Origin of the sequence: Angelakisella massiliensis, assembly GCF_900104675.1 — a bacterium.
Taxonomy (GTDB): domain Bacteria; phylum Bacillota; class Clostridia; order Oscillospirales; family Ruminococcaceae; genus Angelakisella; species Angelakisella massiliensis.
In genome coordinates this window covers 1,510,717-1,528,459 of sequence record NZ_LT629945.1, presented here as the reverse complement: position 1 = coordinate 1,528,459, position 17,743 = coordinate 1,510,717, and the positions used below count along the sequence as shown (strand labels likewise).

Below are 17,743 nucleotides of genomic sequence, written 5' to 3'. Positions count from 1 at the left end.
GCGCAAAACATGGGGTGGCAAGTGGAATGTTAAGGGCTGAAAACGCCTGTGTTTCTGCGGCTTCCAGCGCATGAAAACGACATAGACGATAAAGTATATTCAAACCCGCAAAAACGGCTTTCTAATTGTCCACGCAAGGACAAAAAAAGAACAGGGGCGCGGTGCCGGAAATCGGCAACCGCGCCCCCGCTTCGTTATGGGCTATTCCTCGTCGGTCAAGATAAACTCCCTTTCGGAAAACTCGCTGTCCGTCATGGCTTGCAGCTTGTTTACCGCTACGGCGGCAAGCTGGCGCATATCCTCGTCCATGTAGGGCATAGCGGCAAGGATATTTTCAAGCGTTGTTTCCCGGCTGTCCTCGGCGTAAATCGCAACTATGTTTTCTTCCTCTATGGTAAAGCGGATATTCATACTATCAAACCTCCAAATCCTTTTTCTGTTCTTTCTGCTTGGCTTTCGGCTGCTGCGCCGCCTGTTTCTTGTACTCGTCCAGCTTCTTCAAAATGGACGGTTTCTTCTGCGGCTGCTCCCGTTTCTCGGCTTTTACCGCTTTCGCAAGGTCGGTAACGGAAATCGCTTCGCCCGCCTTTGCCCGCTGCTCCAAATCCGCGACGGTGGGCGTTTGCGGCGTATTATTGATAATCCCGTCAAAGTTGTTGTCGTTCTGTTCTACAATGTCCTCAACGTGCTTTAAGGGATTATCCCGCTGCGGCTGCTCGGCGGCTATGGCATAAGCCTGTGTACCATTTCCCATAATGAGATACTTCCCGTCCTCCGACGCATGATGAAAACCAAAGCCCGCCGCTTCGATCTGTTCACGGCTCATATCGGTAATGTAAAAATTGCCCCTCGGCGTTCTGACGGTTTCGCCCGTCATAAGGCTTTCGGGGGTCGCTTCCGGCTGCTGCTTTTCAAGCTGCCCGCCCTTGTAGGAATACCCTTGCGCCGCGATTGCTTCAAGGGTCTTGCCCGTAACGTCGCCATAAATCCGCTTGTCTGCGTCTACGAGCAGTTGCAGCGTATCTTTTACGGTATCGGATAGGGCTTGCTGCTGTTCGGGAGATAGCTTATCAAATACGGGGGTCTGCTGCGCTTGCTCCTGTAAAAACTCCGGCACCTGCTGAAAACCTATGCTGTCTACATAATGGGCGGTGTTCTCGCCGTTCTGATGAAGCACAACAATGTTGGAAACGGAAAGGCTATGCCCCTTGAAGTCGGCGGGGCGGTCGATATTAAACTTTTCCCAAATGCCGCCAAGCGTCATATCCTTTGTAAGCGGCGCAGTATAGACGAGTTCATAATTTGCCCGGTCAACGGTATGCCCCGTTGCTTGCAGACGGTCGAAAGGCTCAAAGCGCAAATCCATAGTTTCCTCTCTGCGGGCTAACTGATAAATCCCGTAGCTGTCCTCCTTACCGTTGAGAAGCAAGGTTTCTTTTGTTTTCGCTTCCTGCTCCTGCTCGGCTTGCCGCTGCTGCTGCAATTCGGTAAAATGCCCCTCGATCTCGGTAATGAGTTCCTTTGCGGTTGCCTGTATCGTTTCAAGGGACGCTTTTAATTCGGTCATTTCCTTGCCGCTGCTCCACCCGGCAACATACCCGAAAGAGTAATCCGACGTATCAAGCCCGAAATGCTGACACACCGTATAGGCAACGCTTTCAGCCTGTACCTCGCGGCTGCGGCGGTCAACGCGGTTTTGTTCCTCCAGCGGGGCGTTTAAGTCCACGTCATGCAGCTTCGCATGGGCGATTTCGTGAATGGCGGTCTTAACCGCTTGCAGCTCACTTACACCCTCTTTGATAGCAATTCGCTTATCGGTCAAGCTGAAATATCCGTTTGCGCCGTTTGTGATCTGCTCAAAAGCAATCGGAACGGGGGACGCTTTTTCAAGGGCAGCGAAAAAGTCCTCGTACTGTTCCACATCGGCAAGCAGCGGTTTCACGGAGAGGTCGGGAAACTCCTTTCCCTCGGTCTGCGAAATGTCAAAGACGGTTACAACCTTAAAGGCGGGAACGGTAACTTCCTTTTCCTCCTTAACCGTCTTTCCCTCGCTGTCAAGTATGGGCTTTCTTGTGTCGGGGTCGATTTTATCCACCAGCTTTTTTACCTTGTAGGGGGCGGGGGCAAAGATTTTAATACCTTTCTCGCCGCTTTTCACATGGCGGTCAAACTCTTTCTGCCATTGTGAATAGCCCTTTACCAAATTGCCGCCCTGCATGGCAATCAAGATCGTGTTATTCAAGCTGTAATCGTGAAACTTTGACATAGCCGTTAAAAACTCTTTGTAGCGGTCGCTGTCAAAAATTGCTTGTATGCCCTGTTCCAGACGGGCGGTGATCTCCTTTACCTTGTCGCCGGGTTTTTCAGAAGAAAGGATAATCGGCACGACGGGGCGGGGCTGCGGCGGCTCGGCGGGCGGCGTTTCTGTCTGCTGTGCTTCGGCTGCGTCCATAAAGACTTTATCCTGTTCGCCGCGCTCTTGCTGCGGGTAACTCATAATGCGGTATTCCTCCGGCACTTCGCGCCCCTCAAATTGACGCTCCCACTCGTCGCCGCTTTCGACGATATAGCCGTATTCGGTAAACGCGCCCTTTTCCTGCTCGGCGGCGTTTCTTCCAAACGCGGTAAGGTCAATCCCGCCTTTCCATTCTTCGGGCATTTGTACCATGCCGGATTGATTTAAGTAGTAGTCGCCCAAATCGCGGTAGGTATGTACTTCGGGAATATGGACGTAAAAATCCACGTTGTAGGTGAAGTCGATTACCTGTCCGATATTCTCAAAGCCGTTTTTCTGCTGCAAAGCTGCGTTCAGCTTGCCGATCTCGGCGGGGTCTAACTGCTCAATCCGCGCCGCAAGAAAATTGAGTTCGTCCACGTTGGCGGCGCATACCATGTCATAAGGCAAGGCAATATGTTTTTCCGGGTCGTCGGAAAAGCCGCGAATGGAAAAATCCTGCGGGTTGTCGGCGGTAATGCCGACGCTCTGCATAGCTTCGTGAAGTTGCTCCTTTGTGGCGGGCATATCCAGCCAATAACCGCCGGGGTCGCCCGCTTCAAAACGGCTGCGGTTGCCAATCATAATAGAAAACTGTTCGCTCATGTGTTCACGCTCCTTTTGCTGCCCGGTAGTTTCGGGGATAGCTGCCGCCTGTGGCTGCTGCTGCGGGGGTTCCTCGCCCTCAATGGTATAGCCCGGTAAAAGCATACCGTTTACTTTGAAATGCTCGGCGTACTCCTGCGGGATAGGCGGGGAGATTTCCGTAAACAGACGGTCGTATGCTTTGATACGTCCATTCAGATATTTTTCCATAGCCGCCTTATCGGAAAAAACCTTTCTGTCCTGCCCGGCAATCTTCGCTTGCCCGTTCCTGTTCGGGCTGTTGGTATAAACGCCCCATGTGAGAGAATAAGAGTAAGGGACGCTTTGCTGCTTCTCCCTGTCGTAACGGGTGTTCTCGTAAATGTGGTAGTTCATCTGATATACCCGGTTGCTGCGGGTATATCGGTCATATTCGCCTTTCTGCCACTCGTTAGAAGTGTGCTGCACAACGGTTGTCCTTGTGTATTCAATCGCTTTGTCAAGCAAAAGTGTTTTGCCCGCCTGTTCCTCCCATGCGGCGGCGCGGCTTGAGAGATCGTTAAAAATCGCCTGTTCCGCTGCCGCGCTTTCCTCGCGCATGGCGTGTAGCTGTTCCAGCGGCAAAGAAACATAGGGGGCAATATCCCCGTCCTTTGCTTCAAAATATATCCGGCGTTCTATCCGCATGGTTTCGGCGGTTTCCAATTTGTCATGGTCGTATGAAGAATACGGCATATTGTTTCATCACGTCCTTTCTCGATTTTTAAGGGTTTGGGACTATCCCAACAAGCAAAATGCCCGCGCTTCCCATAGAGCAGCGCGGGCATTTCTCGCAAACGGGTACTCGTTTGCTGTGCTTGCTATGTAGTTGTTTTTATCCGTAAACGCCTGTTTCTCTCGCTTTCCGCTTTCTGTCTGCGGCGTATCTTTGCCGCGCAATCGGGACAGTATTTCGCCCGGTTGCTGCCCGCCGCAAACGTGCTGCCGCATACCGCGCAACGCTTCAAATCGGTTTCCCCGCTGCGGGTGATCTGTTCGCATAGCTGCCTGTCTGCGGGTAAAACCGCTTCGCGGAAATAACGGCATAACAGCGAATAGCTGATACTCTGCACACAAACGCAAGTTTCCCCGTCGTCCAATAGCAGACAGTTCCCGCAATCGTTGTTGGCGCACGCGGCGCGGGTCATTTTCTTAACGGCTCGATACTGCTTTTCATCAAGCCTAATCATTTTCGGTTCTGCTCGACGCGGAAGTTTACATACTTGCCGCCTGTGTCGGCAAGCAGCACAACCCCGTCAAAGGTCTTTCCCGTTTTGGTGGAGTACATACCCTTGATTTTTACCTTTCCGTCTTTCAAAAGGGCGGCGGCAATCGCCTTTGTGAAAGTCTTTTTGCGCTGCTGAAAGAACAAGTCATTTTTCCACATGACAAAGCTGCACGCCCTGTCGGAACAGTAGTAGTTTTTCTTGCCCTCGTAAACCGCCGCGCCGCAACGGGGACAAGTGCCGATTGCTTCCCGCTGCGGAGTAAACAGCTTCGCTTTATCTTCGGAAATCGCGGAATAGGTTTTGACAAGCCCCGCTGTCATTTCCTCAATGCTGCGCATGAAGTCGTCCGGGCTGTCGCTGCCTTTGGCAATCCCGGTAAGGCGGGTTTCCCATTCTGCCGTAAGCTGCGGGGACGTAAGGACTTCGGGCAGAATAGCGGCAAGGTTATACCCGTCCTTTGTGGTGATTAGCTTTTTGCCCTTGCGCTCGGCAAAGCCCGCGCTAATGAGTTTTTCAATGATACCCGCCCGCGTTGCGGTAGTGCCTAACCCTTTGCGCTCTGCGTCCTCCGGCGTTTCTTCCTTGCCCGCGTTCTCCATAGCGGACAGAAGCGTATCTTCGGTATATGCTTTCGGGGGCTGTGTGTAACGCTCGGAGATCTCCGCTGCCGGATTGTCAAAGGTCTGCCCCTCGGCAAGCGGCGGCAAAACGGTTTCCGGCTCTGCGTCCTCGTCCTGTTTCTCGGACGCGGCGCGGGACAGCGTTTCAATCTCACGCCACCCCTCGCAAAGCGTCGTCTTTCCATTTGCGGTAAAGGTATAGCCGCCGCAAGAGATAACCGCCGTAACCGCTTCGTATTCATAGGGCGCGGCTGCGGCGCAAAGCAGCTTCGCGCACACAAGGGTCATAAGTTTTGTTTCGCTGTCGGCAAGGGAAGAAAAGCCCGCTTTCAAAAACTCGGCTGTCGGCAAAATAGCGTGGTGGTCGGTTACTTTGCTGTTGTCGCAAACCCTTGTAAGGTCTGCTTGCAGCTTCACGTCCCGCATAAAGGGAAGCAGCGAACAAAGCCCGGTAATGAGTTCCTTTGTGCTGTCCTGCATATCGGAAGTGATATATTTACTGTCGGTGCGGGGATAGGTCAAAAGCCGCTTTTCATAGAGGGCTTGCGCATAATCAAGGGTCTGTTTCGCCGTAAATCCATACAGGCGGTTAGCTTCGCGCTGCAACGCGGTAAGGTCAAACAGCTTCGGCGGGGCAACGGTCTTTTTCTCTTTTTTGAGGGAAGTACAAACGGCTTGCGATTTCTCGCAAGCCGCTTTCATCTGCTGCGCTGCCGTTTCGTCGTTCAGCCTTTCGGACAAAGCCGAAATACCGCCCGCGTCCAGACGGACAACATGATATTTTTCTTTCTTAAAGCTGCTGATCGCATAGTCGCGGTTTACCAGCATGGTAAGGGTGGGCGTTTGCACTCTGCCGACATTCAGCGTTTTGTGATAGAGGATAGAGAAAAGGCGGGTCGCGTTAATCCCGACAAGCCAATCTGCCTTTGCTCTGCAAAGCGCGGATTGATAGAGGTCGTCATAGCTGCGCCCGTCTTTGAGGTTTGAAAAGCCCTCGCGGATTGCGCTTTCTTCCATGCTGCTAATCCAAAGGCGGGAAAAGGGCTTTTTGCAATTTGCCTGTTCGTAGACAAAGCGAAAAATGAGTTCTCCCTCGCGTCCGCTGTCGCACGCATTGACAATCTCGGAAACGTCGCTGCGGTGCATAAGGTCTTTGAGTACGGAAAACTGCTGCTCCTTGCCGCTGGCAACGGTAAACTGCCAATCCTGCGGGACAATGGGGAGATCGTCATACTTCCATTTTCGGTACTGCTCGTTGTAGGTCGCCGCGTCTGCAAGGCTAATCAAATGCCCGATACACCAGGACACAAGGTAGCCGCCGCCCTCAAAATATCCGCTGCGCTTTTCATTCGCGCCAAGTACGGCGGCAATCGCCGCCCCGACGCTCGGTTTCTCTGCAATTACAAGTTTCATGGTTTTAATCCTCCTGTGAAAAAGAAAAGCGGTAAATCCTTTTCTTTGGATTTACCGCTATAAGGTATTCTTTATATTTAGTCGTCAACGTATTTCGTAAATTGCCCCATTTCCTCAATCCCGAAATAATCCATAAGCTGTTTAATCGCTTCGCCCTTTTCGGGCTGGCGGTATTCGGGTTCACATTTGGTATAGTCATTGTAACGGCTTGCTATATATGCTTTTTCATCGGCAGTCATATTTCCACCTCCCAACATATATTTTCATTTGCACTATACCATATTGCGAAAAAAGAAGCAATTATATGTTTTCGTCCTCCTGCTCGGTTTCTAATTCTTCCTCGTCCTCGTCGTCCTCGTCAAAATCGAGATCGTCAAGGTTGCTGCTGCCTTTTGCCGCGTCCTTTTTGGGCTTCATAATCTTAAAGTAATAGAACGCGCCGCCGCCCGCTGCGGCAAGAAGCAGCACCACAAGCAGAATAGCACCGCCCATGCCGCCGCCTTTATCTTCCTCCGGCTCCGGCTGCTCGGTTTCTTCCGGCTCCGGCTCGGCTTCCTTGCCCGCGCACTCGCTCATGTTGACGCTGCAAACGGGGCAATCGGTGTTGACGCTTCCGGCAACGCATTTTTCAGTACAGCTACAAGCGGGGGTTTCGGTCTGTTCGTCCTCCATAAGCTGCAAAAGGTCTTTTTCATCAACTTGATTGAGGAAATGGACGGTGTTTTCCCCGTCCTCGGCGCGGTCAATGATGATGTAAAAATAGTTTCCGTTTTTCGTAACGACGGTAATAAACTGCTTATCGCCGGACGCTTCGCCCGTTATGTCGTCTACAAGGCTCATGTTGCCCTCCGGCGTTAAGGGCTGCGGCTCATAGCCGCCCGTCGTTTCTTCCGGCTCGGTTTCGGTTACGGGGGTAGGCGGCTCGTCGCTCACATCACCGCCGCCCGCAAAAGCGGTAACAGAAAAGCCGCCCATGAGTACAAGGGCGGCAAGCAAAGCGGTAACGCTGCGGAACAGTTTTTTATGCTTCATCTTCGGTTTCCTCCTGTTCGTCGGTATAGTCTGCGTCCGGCTGCGGCAAGGCAATTTCGCCGCTGGCGTAAGCGGAGAGGAACGCGGCAAGCTGCGCCCCGTCAAGGTGTACCGCTTTCACCATTTGAACGATCTGCGCGTTTTCTTCCTCGATTTTCTGCGCTTCAAGGTCTTTCAGCCTTTTTTGGTATTCAAGGATTTTCGCCCTCGTTTTCTCAATATCCCTTTCGATACGGTCAAGTTTCGTGTTTGCCATAGAAATAAACTCCTTTCAAAGTCAGTTGTAATGTAGCCGCCCATAGGCGTAAAAATGGGATTGCCAATAGCTTGTATCAAGTTTTGCGTATTGTATCGGGTCGCCACAATGCAGCATGACGGGGCTTCCGTCCCCGTCCTCGCCAACGTAGATACCCACATGAGATACCCCCGGCGTGTCGTATGTACCCGTAAAGAAAACCAAATCCCCCGGCTGCGGGTTGGAAACGCGGGTTGAGATGTTGTAAAGCCCCTGCGCCCCAAGTCTGCCCGTATTGTATAAGCCGCTGTTCGTCAGCACATAGCTAACAAAACCGCTGCAATCAAAAGAGGTTTCCGGGCTGCTGCCGCCCCACACATAAGGAAAACCGACGTACTTTTCTGCTTCCTCAATGAGCTGCGCAAACTGTTCATCTTCCAGATAGGCGGGCGGGATTTCATAATCCGCTGGCGGGTTTTCATAGTATTTTGAGATATAGCCGGATTGTGGGAAAAGATCGGGTCTGTTTCCAAGCGACGACATATACATAGCGTACATGGATAGCTGTTCCTCGCCCATAATGTAAACGGGAACATGGGAGAGGTTGAAGTTTTCCAAATCCACATTGAGAATGTAATAGTTATAGGGTACTTCAACGTCGTATTCGTTGCCCTCGCTGTCCGTCCGCGTTTCGGTGCGGTAGCGTACCTCGACTTCCTCCGTAACCGTCAAGATATACTGTTTATCAAAGAGCATTTCAAGGGTGCTTTGCGCTTCATCGAGAGTAAACACGCCCTCATGCCAAGCGGAGAGGATAGAGATTAGCACATACGGGTCATGCTCGATCTCGTCAGCCGTTACCCGGTATTCGTCATAGCCGGGGTATTCGCTTTCGATATTATCCAGCATATCCTGTAACTCGGCTTCCATAGCGGTATACGCGCTTTCTGCGCCTGTAATATCCGCGTCCTCGGAGAGATAGGACGACGCAATCAAGCCGCTGCCGCTGTTGCCGCCGAACAGGGAACAAGAGGACAAGCCGCCGAAAAACAGAAGCACAATAAAGGCAATCCCGCCCACAATCAAACAGCCTTTCCAATGCCGGACGACAAAGAACGTTGCCCGTTTGGTTTCCTGCGCCGTTTTCTTCGCCGCCTTTGCGGTGGCTTCGGCGGTCTTTTTCACCTTGCCGCCTGTTTTCAACGCCTTTGCATACTGCTTTTTAATGCGCTGCTTTTGCCAAAAACGGGAAATCGGGTTGGAGTGCGCAAGGGCGGGGTTATCATGCAGCGCCTTTTGATAGAGAAAATCGGCGTTTGCCTTTGCTGCCTTTTTCTCGGCTGCTGCCGCTGCCCGGTAGGGTTTCAGCTTATGGCTGCGTATGCCGCGTTTTACTGCCCGCGTCGTCATACCGCCCGCTTTCTCGCCCACAAGTTCTATCCTGTGTCCGCTTTCCACACCGACGTTTTCTTTCTCCACCTCATAGATTTTTCCATGTACGGCGGCGTCCAATTCCTGCGCCGGACGGGATAACGGGTTATGACGCAATTTGCCGTTTGGGGGCTTATCCGTCTTTTCAAAAGCAAGGCGCGTCTTTGCTTTGCCTTTGGCTTCGTCAAAAACGCGCTCTTTTGTGATTTTGGTCTGTTTGGGGATAGCTGCCCGCGCTTTGTCTAAACGGTCAGCCGCCGTATCGGATTTTTTGATTGCCTTTTGCAGTTCCGGCGTTGCCCGTTCCGCTTCGGAAAACTGCAAGCGGGACGTATGGGTTTTAAGCTGCGCTGCGTCAAGGGTCTTTTTCTCCGCGCCCTTTTCTAAATGGCGGCTAACCTCTGTGCCGATACGTTGGGTCGCTTTTTCCGCTGCTCCCGCTGCGGGGGCTGAATAGTTTTCCTCCGGCGGTCTTTCGCTGATACTCGTTGTTTCGCCCGTCGTAAGGTTTTCCGCAACCGCCCCGTCGCGGGTCATTTTCTGTGTTACCTTGTCGGGGGCTTTTAATTCCTTGCTCAATGTTCATCACCTCCAATACGCTGTTTTGCAAGGGTGCAGTATTCGGGGTTGATCTCTATACCGACATAGCGGCGGGAAAGGCTTTTTGCCGCCGCTGCGGTTGTGCCGCTGCCTAAAAACGGGTCAAGCACAATCCCGCCGACAGGACAGCCCGCCAAAATGCACGTTTCCGCAAGTTTCGGCGGGAACGCTGCAAAATGCCCGCCGCGATAGGAAGCTGTGTTGATCTCCCAAACGTTGCGGCGGCTGCGGACGGGGGAAATCATTTCGTCGGTATAGCTGCCTTTCTCGCGGGGACGGTTGATTTTCTGCGGCTGGTTCTGCCCCGGAACGGTAGCGGCATATTTGTTGCCTTTCCCAACTCCGCTTTTCAGCCGTACCGCTGTTGTGGGGGCTATCGGCTCGGCTACTGCTTGCCAATCATAGTAATATTTCTTCGACTTGGTAAGCAGAAACACATACTCATAGCAGCGGGTCGGGCGGTCTTTGCAGCTTTCCGGCATGGGGTTTCCCTTGTGCCAAATGATGGAGCTGCGCAAATACCACCCGTCGCCCCGCAAGGCAAGGGCTACAAGCCACGGAATACCGATTAGGTCTTTCGGCTTGCAGCCGGGGGCGCGGTGGTTTACTGCCACTTGCTGCCCGTTTCTGCCTTTGGGATATTTCGGGTCTTGGTGGTCGGCTTTGCTGCCTGTACCGCAATAAGTGTCCGCGATATTCAGCCAACAAGTACCCTCCGGCGTAAGCACCCGCTTTACCTCATGGAAAACCGCCGTAATGCGGGAAACATATTCCTCCGGCGTTGCTTCCCGCCCAATCTGCCCGTCTGTGCCGTAATCGCGCAAAGCATAGTAGGGCGGGGACGTTACGCAACAATCCATACAGTTATCCGGCAAGGTTTGAAGCACCTGCAAGCTGTCGCCGCAATAGATTTTATCCGTTTCTATCCTCATGCCGACACCTCGCCGGGCTTGGTCGTCATCACGCGGTAGAGTTCCGTATCTTTCGGGAAACGGTCAATAAAGGGCAAAATCACGTTGCCATAGAAGATAAGTCCCTCGCCCGCTTCGGAATGGGTTACATAGGTCATTTGCTGCTGTGAAATGTTAAGCTGCTTGGCAAGGATTTCCCGGTCGCCCTGGGCTTGATTGAGCATATAGACAAAATCGCTGTTTTCAAAAACATTTGAAACTTCTCTGCTCGTCAAAAGGTCTTTGACGTTCTGCGTGATACCTGTCGGAATACCGCCCCACTTTCTAAAACGCTTCCAAATCTCAACGCTGTATGCTGCGGTCTGTTCCTCTTTCAAGAGCAAATGAAACTCGTCGATGTAATACCGCGTCGCCTTGCCCTCGCTGCGGTTTACCGTTACTCTGTTCCATACTTGGTCTTGGACTATGAGCATACCGACTTTTTTAAGCTGTGTACCGAGTTCCTTAATATCAAAGCAGACAAGGCGGTTATGAATGTCAACGTTTGTCCTGTGGTTAAAAATGTTCAAGCTGCCGTTTACATAGAGTTCCAATGCCGCCGCGATACGCTGCGCTTCCTTTTCCGGCTGCTTCTTGATCTCGTCGTAGAGGTCGCCCAAAATCGGCATATTTTCGGGCTTTGGGTCGGCAAGGTAGTTGCGGTACACGCTGATAACAGCGCGGTCAATCAAGGTCTTTTCGACAGCTTCCAGCCCGTTTTTACCTCCCATAATCAACTCACAAAAGGAAAGGATAAAATCGCTCTTTAAGGCTATGGGCGTGTCGCCCTCGCTGTAATTGAGGTTAATATCCATAGGGTTAATGTATTGCGTGCTGTTCTGCGATACCTTGATAACCTGTCCTTTCAAACGTCCGACAAGGGGGTAATATTCGGCTTCGGGGTCGCAAATGATAATATCATCTGCCGTAATGAGAAAAGCGTTTGTGATTTCACGTTTTGCAGAAAAACTTTTGCCGCTGCCCGGTGTGCCGAGTATCAAGCCGTTGGGGTTTTTCAGCTTCTTTCGGTCGCACAAAATCATGTTGTTGGAAAGGGCATTTAAGCCGTAATACAATGCTTCGCCGCTTTGGAACAACTCTTGCACCGTAAAGGGAACGAAAACGGCGGTGCTGCTGGTCGTCAAGCCGCGCTGGATATGGATAAGGTTATCCCCCAACGGGATAGAGGACATAAGCCCCTGTTCCTGCCGGTAGTCAAGACGGGTCAAAATGCAGTTGTATTTCTGTGCGATTGCCGCCGCCCCAAATACTTCGTTATCCAATTTCTGCTTGGTATCTGCAAGGTTTAAGACAAGCAGCGTAAGCAGAAACATTCTTTCGTTGCGGCTCTGCAAATCGCGGAGTAGGTTTTTTGCTTCCCCGCCGTAGGTGGCAAGGTCGGACGGAATAATATCCATGTCATAACCGCTGCGGATTGCTTTCTTTTGTTCTTCAATCTTCATGCGGTCAAGGTCGGTGATCTTGCGCTTAATCGTCTTGATTGCTTCGTTGTGGTCGATACTCTGAATGTGCAGATTGACGATAATCCCGTTTTCCGCGTCCATGAAGTCGGCAAGCATACGGTCGGAGAGTTCCGGCGCGACGATCTGCAAAAAGGAAACCGCGCCAAACTTGCCGCCCATTTGAAACATTCGCCCGTCGCCAAATCGGAAAGAGGACGGGGCGATAAAGTCTTTGACGGAAAGCCCGCTTGCGGGTAGCCATTCCCACGCAAAGTTAAAGCGTTCCCCGTCCGGGTGGAAAATCCCATGCAGCACTTCAAGACGCTGTTTCCCGTCCAATACCCGCGCCGCTGCGCCGATCACCTTAAAATGGTTGAGGGTGTCCGTTTCAATGCGGGCAAGACGCGCCCGCGCCGATCTAATGTCCCTTGCTTCAACGGTAAAGGTGAGAAACTTGGTCTTAATAAGCCCGTTGTTTCCGCGTTCAAGCTGCGTCCTAAGCATTTCGGTGTATTCTGCTCTGATACTGTCGAAGTCATCATTCTGCGGCGCAATCGTGATACTGTTCTTGAAATCGTCCTTGTTCGCATGGCGGCTGATTAGGGAAAGCTGCACGCTGATAGAAGCGTCGAACGAGTTATACATATCGCAAAGGGCTTCAAAAATGGCGGTTTTGTCGTCCGGCTGCGCAAGCTGATAGTTGATGTCCTCAAACTCAATGCACTTGGAATACCGCCCGTTTGCAAGTCGGCAAATCCCGTCCTTATACATTCGCTCAAACGGTATGCTGTCCTGCGCCGTATGGGGCTTCCCGTCGCCCTTTGCCTGTCGGATAAGGGTATCTATCTGTTTTCTTTCCTGTCGGGAAAGTTTACGCTTTTCGTTTTGGGTGTTTTTCTTTTCCTTTGACAATCGCCCGTACCTCCTTATCTAATTGCTCTTGCCGCGCAAGGGCGGCATAAAAATTGTTGGTCTGATAAGGTCGCTCTTTGGGGCGAAGAAACTTCACTTCCACAAATTGCCGAATAATCACTTCCAGCGGTTGCCCGTTTTTCTCGTACATGGCAAGCAAAAACATAGGCAGCATGGCAAGCACCATGCACAATGCCGCTGTGGTTGTTCCAACGCTGTCTTTTACCAAAAAGAACAGCGGCAGTCCGATTGCTACCGCCGCGCTGAAACAAATTAGCTGTCGTTTGGTAAGGTTGAACATTACCTTGCTTTTGATTTTTGTTAAGTCCTTTGGGACGGTTACATACGCCATTTCAAACCTCCTTTCTGCTCGGAATGTAATCTTCAAAACGGGGGACAGCATAGAAAAGCCGTTTGTTATTTACCCACCGTTGCAAATGGCGGGTAACAGGTGGGGCGGTTGGACGCTCATAAATCATCACATACGGGTCAAAGCCCATAGCCCGCAAGGTGTTCACGCGGTATAAATCCTGTTCGTGGGTGCTGCCATAGTTGGTAAGCACATATACGCGCCGCTGGCGGCTGCTCTTAATGGCGGTCAAATCCAAAAAACGTTGGAAATACCCGGTCAAGTCCTCGTCGGGATTATCCCATGCAAAATGTACCGCTTTTATCCGTACCCGATTTAACAGGCTGACATTATCCCTGTTCACAAGGCGTATATCCAGCCCTTGCGAAAAATCCACCCATACGCGGCTCTGTATAAGCTGCTCAATGAGATTTTCATGGTCGGGACAGGCAAGCAGATTAGCGTCCATGATTTTTATTTCCGGCTGCCATTTCCAAAACTCGGATAAATCCGCAACCTTAACGCTTTTGCGCCCTTCTTTACTGCTGACAATGCAAAACCCGCAATTTCTCGGACAACCCCGGCTTAAAAAGCCGTAGGCAATCCCGAAAAACTGCGGGTAGATAGAATAATCCGGGTAACTGTGTTCCACTTCCGGCGGCAAGCGGTTTTTCGTGTCGTAGCCCGTACCGCCGAAAATAACCTGTTCCGCGTTGGTAACGGTTATCGTGTCTTTGGAGTAAGTGTCTGTAAAGACGCGGCTTTTATATACAAGGTCGTACCGCCCTTTTGCGTTCCACCATTCCACCGTATGCCCCTTTGCTTTATGATACGCGGATAGCTTCATCAAGCAGAGGTTGGGGAAATTATGGCTGTCAACGTCGATTAAACCGATTTTCAAATCATAACTCACCCCCTTAATGTGCCGAAAAGACGCTCTTTGCAAGGCTTCCTGTTTTGAAAAGCGTAAAGCACAAGAGAACGGTATAGCCCATGCAAGCCCAGATCGCGCCGGAAATGTCGTCGGTCGCTGCGATTGTCTGTATCAATACCGCATAAATGCCGACACACACCAAAATCAAAAACGCTTGAAAACCAAGCGCAAGCAAAGATTTTAAGTAATTCTGTCCCATGCTGCCCCATTCGTGATTTACCATTGTTGCCATAGGGATAGGGGCAACGCTCGTTACAAGGTATATTTCAATCATGCGCCCATACACCACAAGCATAATACAGATTGACAGGGCTTTCATGGTAAGCCCTACAAAGAGGGATTGAAACCATAACCCCAAAAGACCGCCCACGCTCATAGCTTCGAGTTTTGCTTCAATGTCGGTAATAACGGTGGTAACGTCTATGCTTGTATCGGATATGATAACCCCCGCGCTCTGATTGACGACGCTCTGCGTAACGTCGAAAACTCCCATGACAATGTTCCAAGTATTTGTTACCAGCAGCACCGCAACAAAGGTTTTGAAAATCCATTTGAAGAAAATCCAAGTGTCGAGATCGTGCAGATTGTTTTTTTCAATTACAAGCTGGATTAGTTCATAACACATGACAAAGGTAATGATAACGCCCGCAATCGGTACAATGACGTTTTCCGAAAGGCTGCGTATCATGTTGAATATGCCCGCGTTCCACCCGGCGGGGGTCGTGCCGACTTGCGTTGCAATTTCTCCAACCTCTGTATTTACGCTGTCAAACAAGCCGGAGAGGTTCGATAAAATCCCGTCTGTCAAAATGCCGCGAAACCAATCTTCAATCATCTGCCATATCAAAAGTTAATCCCTCCTTTCCCGCGCCCTCCCGTTTCCGAGAGGGCGCGGCGGGTGGTATTTGTTTTAGGCATTATCCAAAAAGTTTGGAAAGAAGCGGAACAAGGGTGCCGCCGATCAACGCAACGCCGCCGCCCGCCATGAGCTGCTTCATGCCCTGGCTTTTTGCTCCCGGATTGTCGTTGCCGTAACCCTCCATTAAGTTAATGGCACCCCAAATGCCAAGACCTGCGCCAAGCGCGATTACCAAAGTCTGCAATACGTCAACTGCGCTGTTGAAAAAATCCATATAAACCTCGCTTTCTGCCGCTAAAACGGCTCAAAAAATGTTGTTGGAAATAAAAATGCCGCCGTTTTTATTCGGCGGCTGCGTCCTCGTCGGACAAATCTATTTCGTATATGTCAAAGGGTTCGTCGGGCTTTACGATTGCCGGACGGGTGGACATATACCGTTCAACGTCAAAAGCGTTTTTCTTGTCGAAGTCGGAAAGGTATTTGTAGTTCGGGTGCTGCGTTATATCGTACTTATCGCTGAAAAAGGGGCGCACGCCGCGCAACTGCAAAATACATTTTCCTCCGTCCATAACTGCGATTTCGTCCTGTGTCATCAACTCCTTTCCCAATTTCTGATAATTGAGGCCATGAGAAACCTGCGTGCCGCGATTTTCGGAAGTGTTGAAACTGTCGATTGTTTCACGTCCCAAGTTCTCCGAAATATCCTTTGCATTTTTCCCGCGCCCTCCCAAAAACAAGGTGCTGTCGGCATTGTCAAGTATGATTTCTGCCGCGTCCTTGTAAATGGCTTTTAGCTGGCTCTGCGATTGCAGAATGATAGAAGCCGAGATTTCCCGGCTGCGGATTGTGGCAATCAATTTTTCAAACTGCGGGATTTGTCCAATGTTTGCAAACTCGTCTAACAGGCAGCGAACATGAACCGGCAGCTTGCCGCCGTATTCGTCGTCGGCCTTGTCGCACAAGAGATTAAATAACTGCGATTGCAGCATAGCGATAACAAAATTAAACGTGCTGTCCGTATCGCTCATAATCAAAAACAAAGCTGTTTTTCTGTCGCCTAACGTGTCAAGTTCTAATTCGTCGTAGGACATAAGATCGCGCAATTCCTTTATATCAAAAGGAGCGAGCCTCGCACCGCAAGAAATGAGGATTGATTTTGCGGTTTTGCCCGCCGCCAATTTATATTTTCGGTACTGCTTCACCGCGAAATGGTCGGGGTCGCGTTCTTCCAAGTCGGCAAACAGCAAATCGACGGGGCTTTGATATTCCTCGTCGTCCTCGCGGGCTTCGCTGGCGTTGATAAGTTCCAACAGGGTAATAAAGTTCATTTCCTCGGCGGGGGCTTCGTACCAGATGTAGCCCACCAACGCGCAATACAAAAGCCGTTCTGCCTTTACCCAAAAATCCTCCGCGCTTTTTTCTCCCTCACCTTTGGTATTCGCTATCAACGTATTTACCAGCTTCAAAATATCTTTCTCGCTGCGGATATACACAAAGGGGTTGTAGTGCATAGATTTTTTGAAGTTAATCGTATTCAGTACCTTAATGCGGTAGCCCGCCCGTTGCAGCAGCTTCCCGCACTCAATCAAAACCGTACCTTTCGGGTCGGTTAAGACGTAAGAGGAATGAAGCTGCATTAGATTAGGTTTGACAAAAAATCTTGTTTTTCCGCTGCCGCTGCCGCCGATCACGACGACGTTCTTATTTCTCGCGTACTTCGGCTGCTTCGGGCGGCTGTTCATGGTAAGCCGTTCCGTCTGCGTCAAAATGATGTTGTTTTGGAAATCCGGGTCTATGTAGGGCTTTATATCTTCGGCGTTTCCCCATCGGGCAGAGCCGTACTCCGCGCCCTTGCGGTATTTCTTCGCGTTTTTCCCTTTGACATAGACTATCAAGCGGATAATCACCGCACCGACAATGCCGACAAGCAAATCCAACGGGTAAACGCTCGGCAAGGCGTTTTCAAAGGCTGCGGAAAATCCTTGTGTGATATTCAGTATCTTTGCAGAAATATCCGCGCCGGGGGCAAGCCGCACCGCCTGTCCGACTTTATCAAAGAGATAGACAAAGAACACATAGGGGATATTCGGAAGTATCAGCTTTTTGTAGTTGATCTGCTTCATATCTCGCGCCCCCTGTCCATTTTCTTTACCTTGTCGCGGGCGGCGTTAAGCTGCTTCGCCTTGTCCTTTGCAGCGGCAAGGGCTTTGCGGATAGAGGGCTTTTTCTCCCGGTTCAGCTTCTTTGCGGAAAACTCTTGAAACGCTGCGGTCATAACGTCCGCGTCCCGGCCTTTGAAAAACACAAGGTAACGGGTCTGCTCGCCCTTAACCTTTTTTAGCGAAAAATCTATGTTGTATTTCTTCGCCGTACTCTCAAAGGCTTTAATATTGCTGTCGGTGATCTCGATGTTGGAAACACCCGCGTTCTGCTTCATAAGCTGCCGCATGGTCTGTTTCCCATGCGCGGGTTTGCTTTTCTGCTCCAAAAACTTTTGGATTGCTTTCTGTAACGCCTGTTCGGTAAGCCGCGCCGCGCCTTTTCCCACTTTGACGTATAGGGCAATCGTTTTTTGGGTTACTTCCTCCTGCAAGGTAT

Annotated in this window: 16 protein-coding genes; all 16 read right to left on the bottom strand. The window is 50.9% G+C overall.

Going from position 1 to position 17,743, the window contains the following annotated elements:
* Positions 1–201 precede the first annotated feature (201 nt).
* Positions 202–411, bottom strand: a complete 210-nt coding sequence (locus BQ5383_RS12625) for a transposon-transfer assisting family protein (RefSeq protein ID WP_071432506.1) — start codon at positions 409–411, stop codon at positions 202–204.
* A 4-nt stretch (positions 412–415) separates the two neighbouring features.
* Positions 416–3,814 (bottom strand): YodL domain-containing protein, encoded by a 3,399-nt coding sequence (locus tag BQ5383_RS12620; protein WP_071432504.1) that lies wholly within the window; start codon positions 3,812–3,814, stop codon positions 416–418.
* 125 nt (positions 3,815–3,939) lie between these two features.
* Complete coding sequence (locus tag BQ5383_RS20130; protein ID WP_007860200.1) at positions 3,940–4,308, bottom strand: cysteine-rich VLP domain-containing protein; 369 nt, start codon at positions 4,306–4,308, stop codon at positions 3,940–3,942.
* Positions 4,305–6,380 carry a type IA DNA topoisomerase gene (locus BQ5383_RS12615; RefSeq protein WP_071432502.1) on the bottom strand — a complete coding sequence of 692 codons (2,076 nt, stop codon included), beginning with the start codon at positions 6,378–6,380 and terminating at the stop codon, positions 4,305–4,307. The genes BQ5383_RS20130 and BQ5383_RS12615 overlap by 4 nt, the downstream gene beginning before the upstream one ends.
* Before the next feature lie 77 nt (positions 6,381–6,457).
* A complete protein-coding gene (locus tag BQ5383_RS21170) occupies positions 6,458–6,619 on the bottom strand; it encodes a hypothetical protein (RefSeq protein ID WP_172724629.1) in 162 nt (53 codons plus the stop codon).
* Between the two features lie 61 nt (positions 6,620–6,680).
* Complete coding sequence (locus BQ5383_RS12610) at positions 6,681–7,412, bottom strand: DUF4366 domain-containing protein (RefSeq protein WP_071432500.1); 732 nt, start codon at positions 7,410–7,412, stop codon at positions 6,681–6,683.
* Positions 7,402–7,668 (bottom strand): DUF4315 family protein, encoded by a 267-nt coding sequence (locus BQ5383_RS12605; RefSeq protein WP_003508256.1) that lies wholly within the window; start codon positions 7,666–7,668, stop codon positions 7,402–7,404. Before BQ5383_RS12605 ends, BQ5383_RS12610 begins: the two co-directional genes overlap by 11 nt.
* A gap of 21 nt (positions 7,669–7,689) precedes the next feature.
* Complete coding sequence (locus BQ5383_RS12600; protein WP_476726769.1) at positions 7,690–9,615, bottom strand: C40 family peptidase; 1,926 nt, start codon at positions 9,613–9,615, stop codon at positions 7,690–7,692.
* A 38-nt stretch (positions 9,616–9,653) separates the two neighbouring features.
* Complete coding sequence (locus BQ5383_RS12595) at positions 9,654–10,610, bottom strand: DNA-methyltransferase (RefSeq protein ID WP_071432496.1); 957 nt, start codon at positions 10,608–10,610, stop codon at positions 9,654–9,656.
* Complete coding sequence (locus BQ5383_RS12590; RefSeq protein ID WP_071432494.1) at positions 10,607–13,003, bottom strand: VirB4-like conjugal transfer ATPase, CD1110 family; 2,397 nt, start codon at positions 13,001–13,003, stop codon at positions 10,607–10,609. Before BQ5383_RS12590 ends, BQ5383_RS12595 begins: the two co-directional genes overlap by 4 nt.
* Positions 12,963–13,355: a PrgI family protein gene (locus BQ5383_RS12585; protein ID WP_007860207.1), complete on the bottom strand. Its 393-nt coding sequence runs from the start codon at positions 13,353–13,355 to the stop codon at positions 12,963–12,965. Before BQ5383_RS12585 ends, BQ5383_RS12590 begins: the two co-directional genes overlap by 41 nt.
* Before the next feature lies 1 nt (position 13,356).
* Positions 13,357–14,265, bottom strand: coding sequence for a radical SAM protein (locus BQ5383_RS12580; RefSeq protein ID WP_071432492.1), 909 nt, complete (start codon positions 14,263–14,265; stop codon positions 13,357–13,359).
* A 4-nt stretch (positions 14,266–14,269) separates the two neighbouring features.
* Positions 14,270–15,133, bottom strand: a complete 864-nt coding sequence (locus tag BQ5383_RS12575) for a VirB6/TrbL-like conjugal transfer protein, CD1112 family (RefSeq protein ID WP_268874631.1) — start codon at positions 15,131–15,133, stop codon at positions 14,270–14,272.
* A 70-nt stretch (positions 15,134–15,203) separates the two neighbouring features.
* Positions 15,204–15,419, bottom strand: a complete 216-nt coding sequence (locus tag BQ5383_RS12570) for a Maff2 family mobile element protein (protein ID WP_071432490.1) — start codon at positions 15,417–15,419, stop codon at positions 15,204–15,206.
* A 67-nt stretch (positions 15,420–15,486) separates the two neighbouring features.
* A complete protein-coding gene (locus BQ5383_RS12565; RefSeq protein ID WP_002604483.1) occupies positions 15,487–17,268 on the bottom strand; it encodes a VirD4-like conjugal transfer protein, CD1115 family in 1,782 nt (593 codons plus the stop codon).
* Positions 17,265–17,738, bottom strand: a complete 474-nt coding sequence (locus BQ5383_RS12560) for a PcfB family protein (RefSeq protein WP_002604484.1) — start codon at positions 17,736–17,738, stop codon at positions 17,265–17,267. The genes BQ5383_RS12565 and BQ5383_RS12560 overlap by 4 nt, the downstream gene beginning before the upstream one ends.
* Between the last annotated feature and the right edge of the window lie 5 nt (positions 17,739–17,743).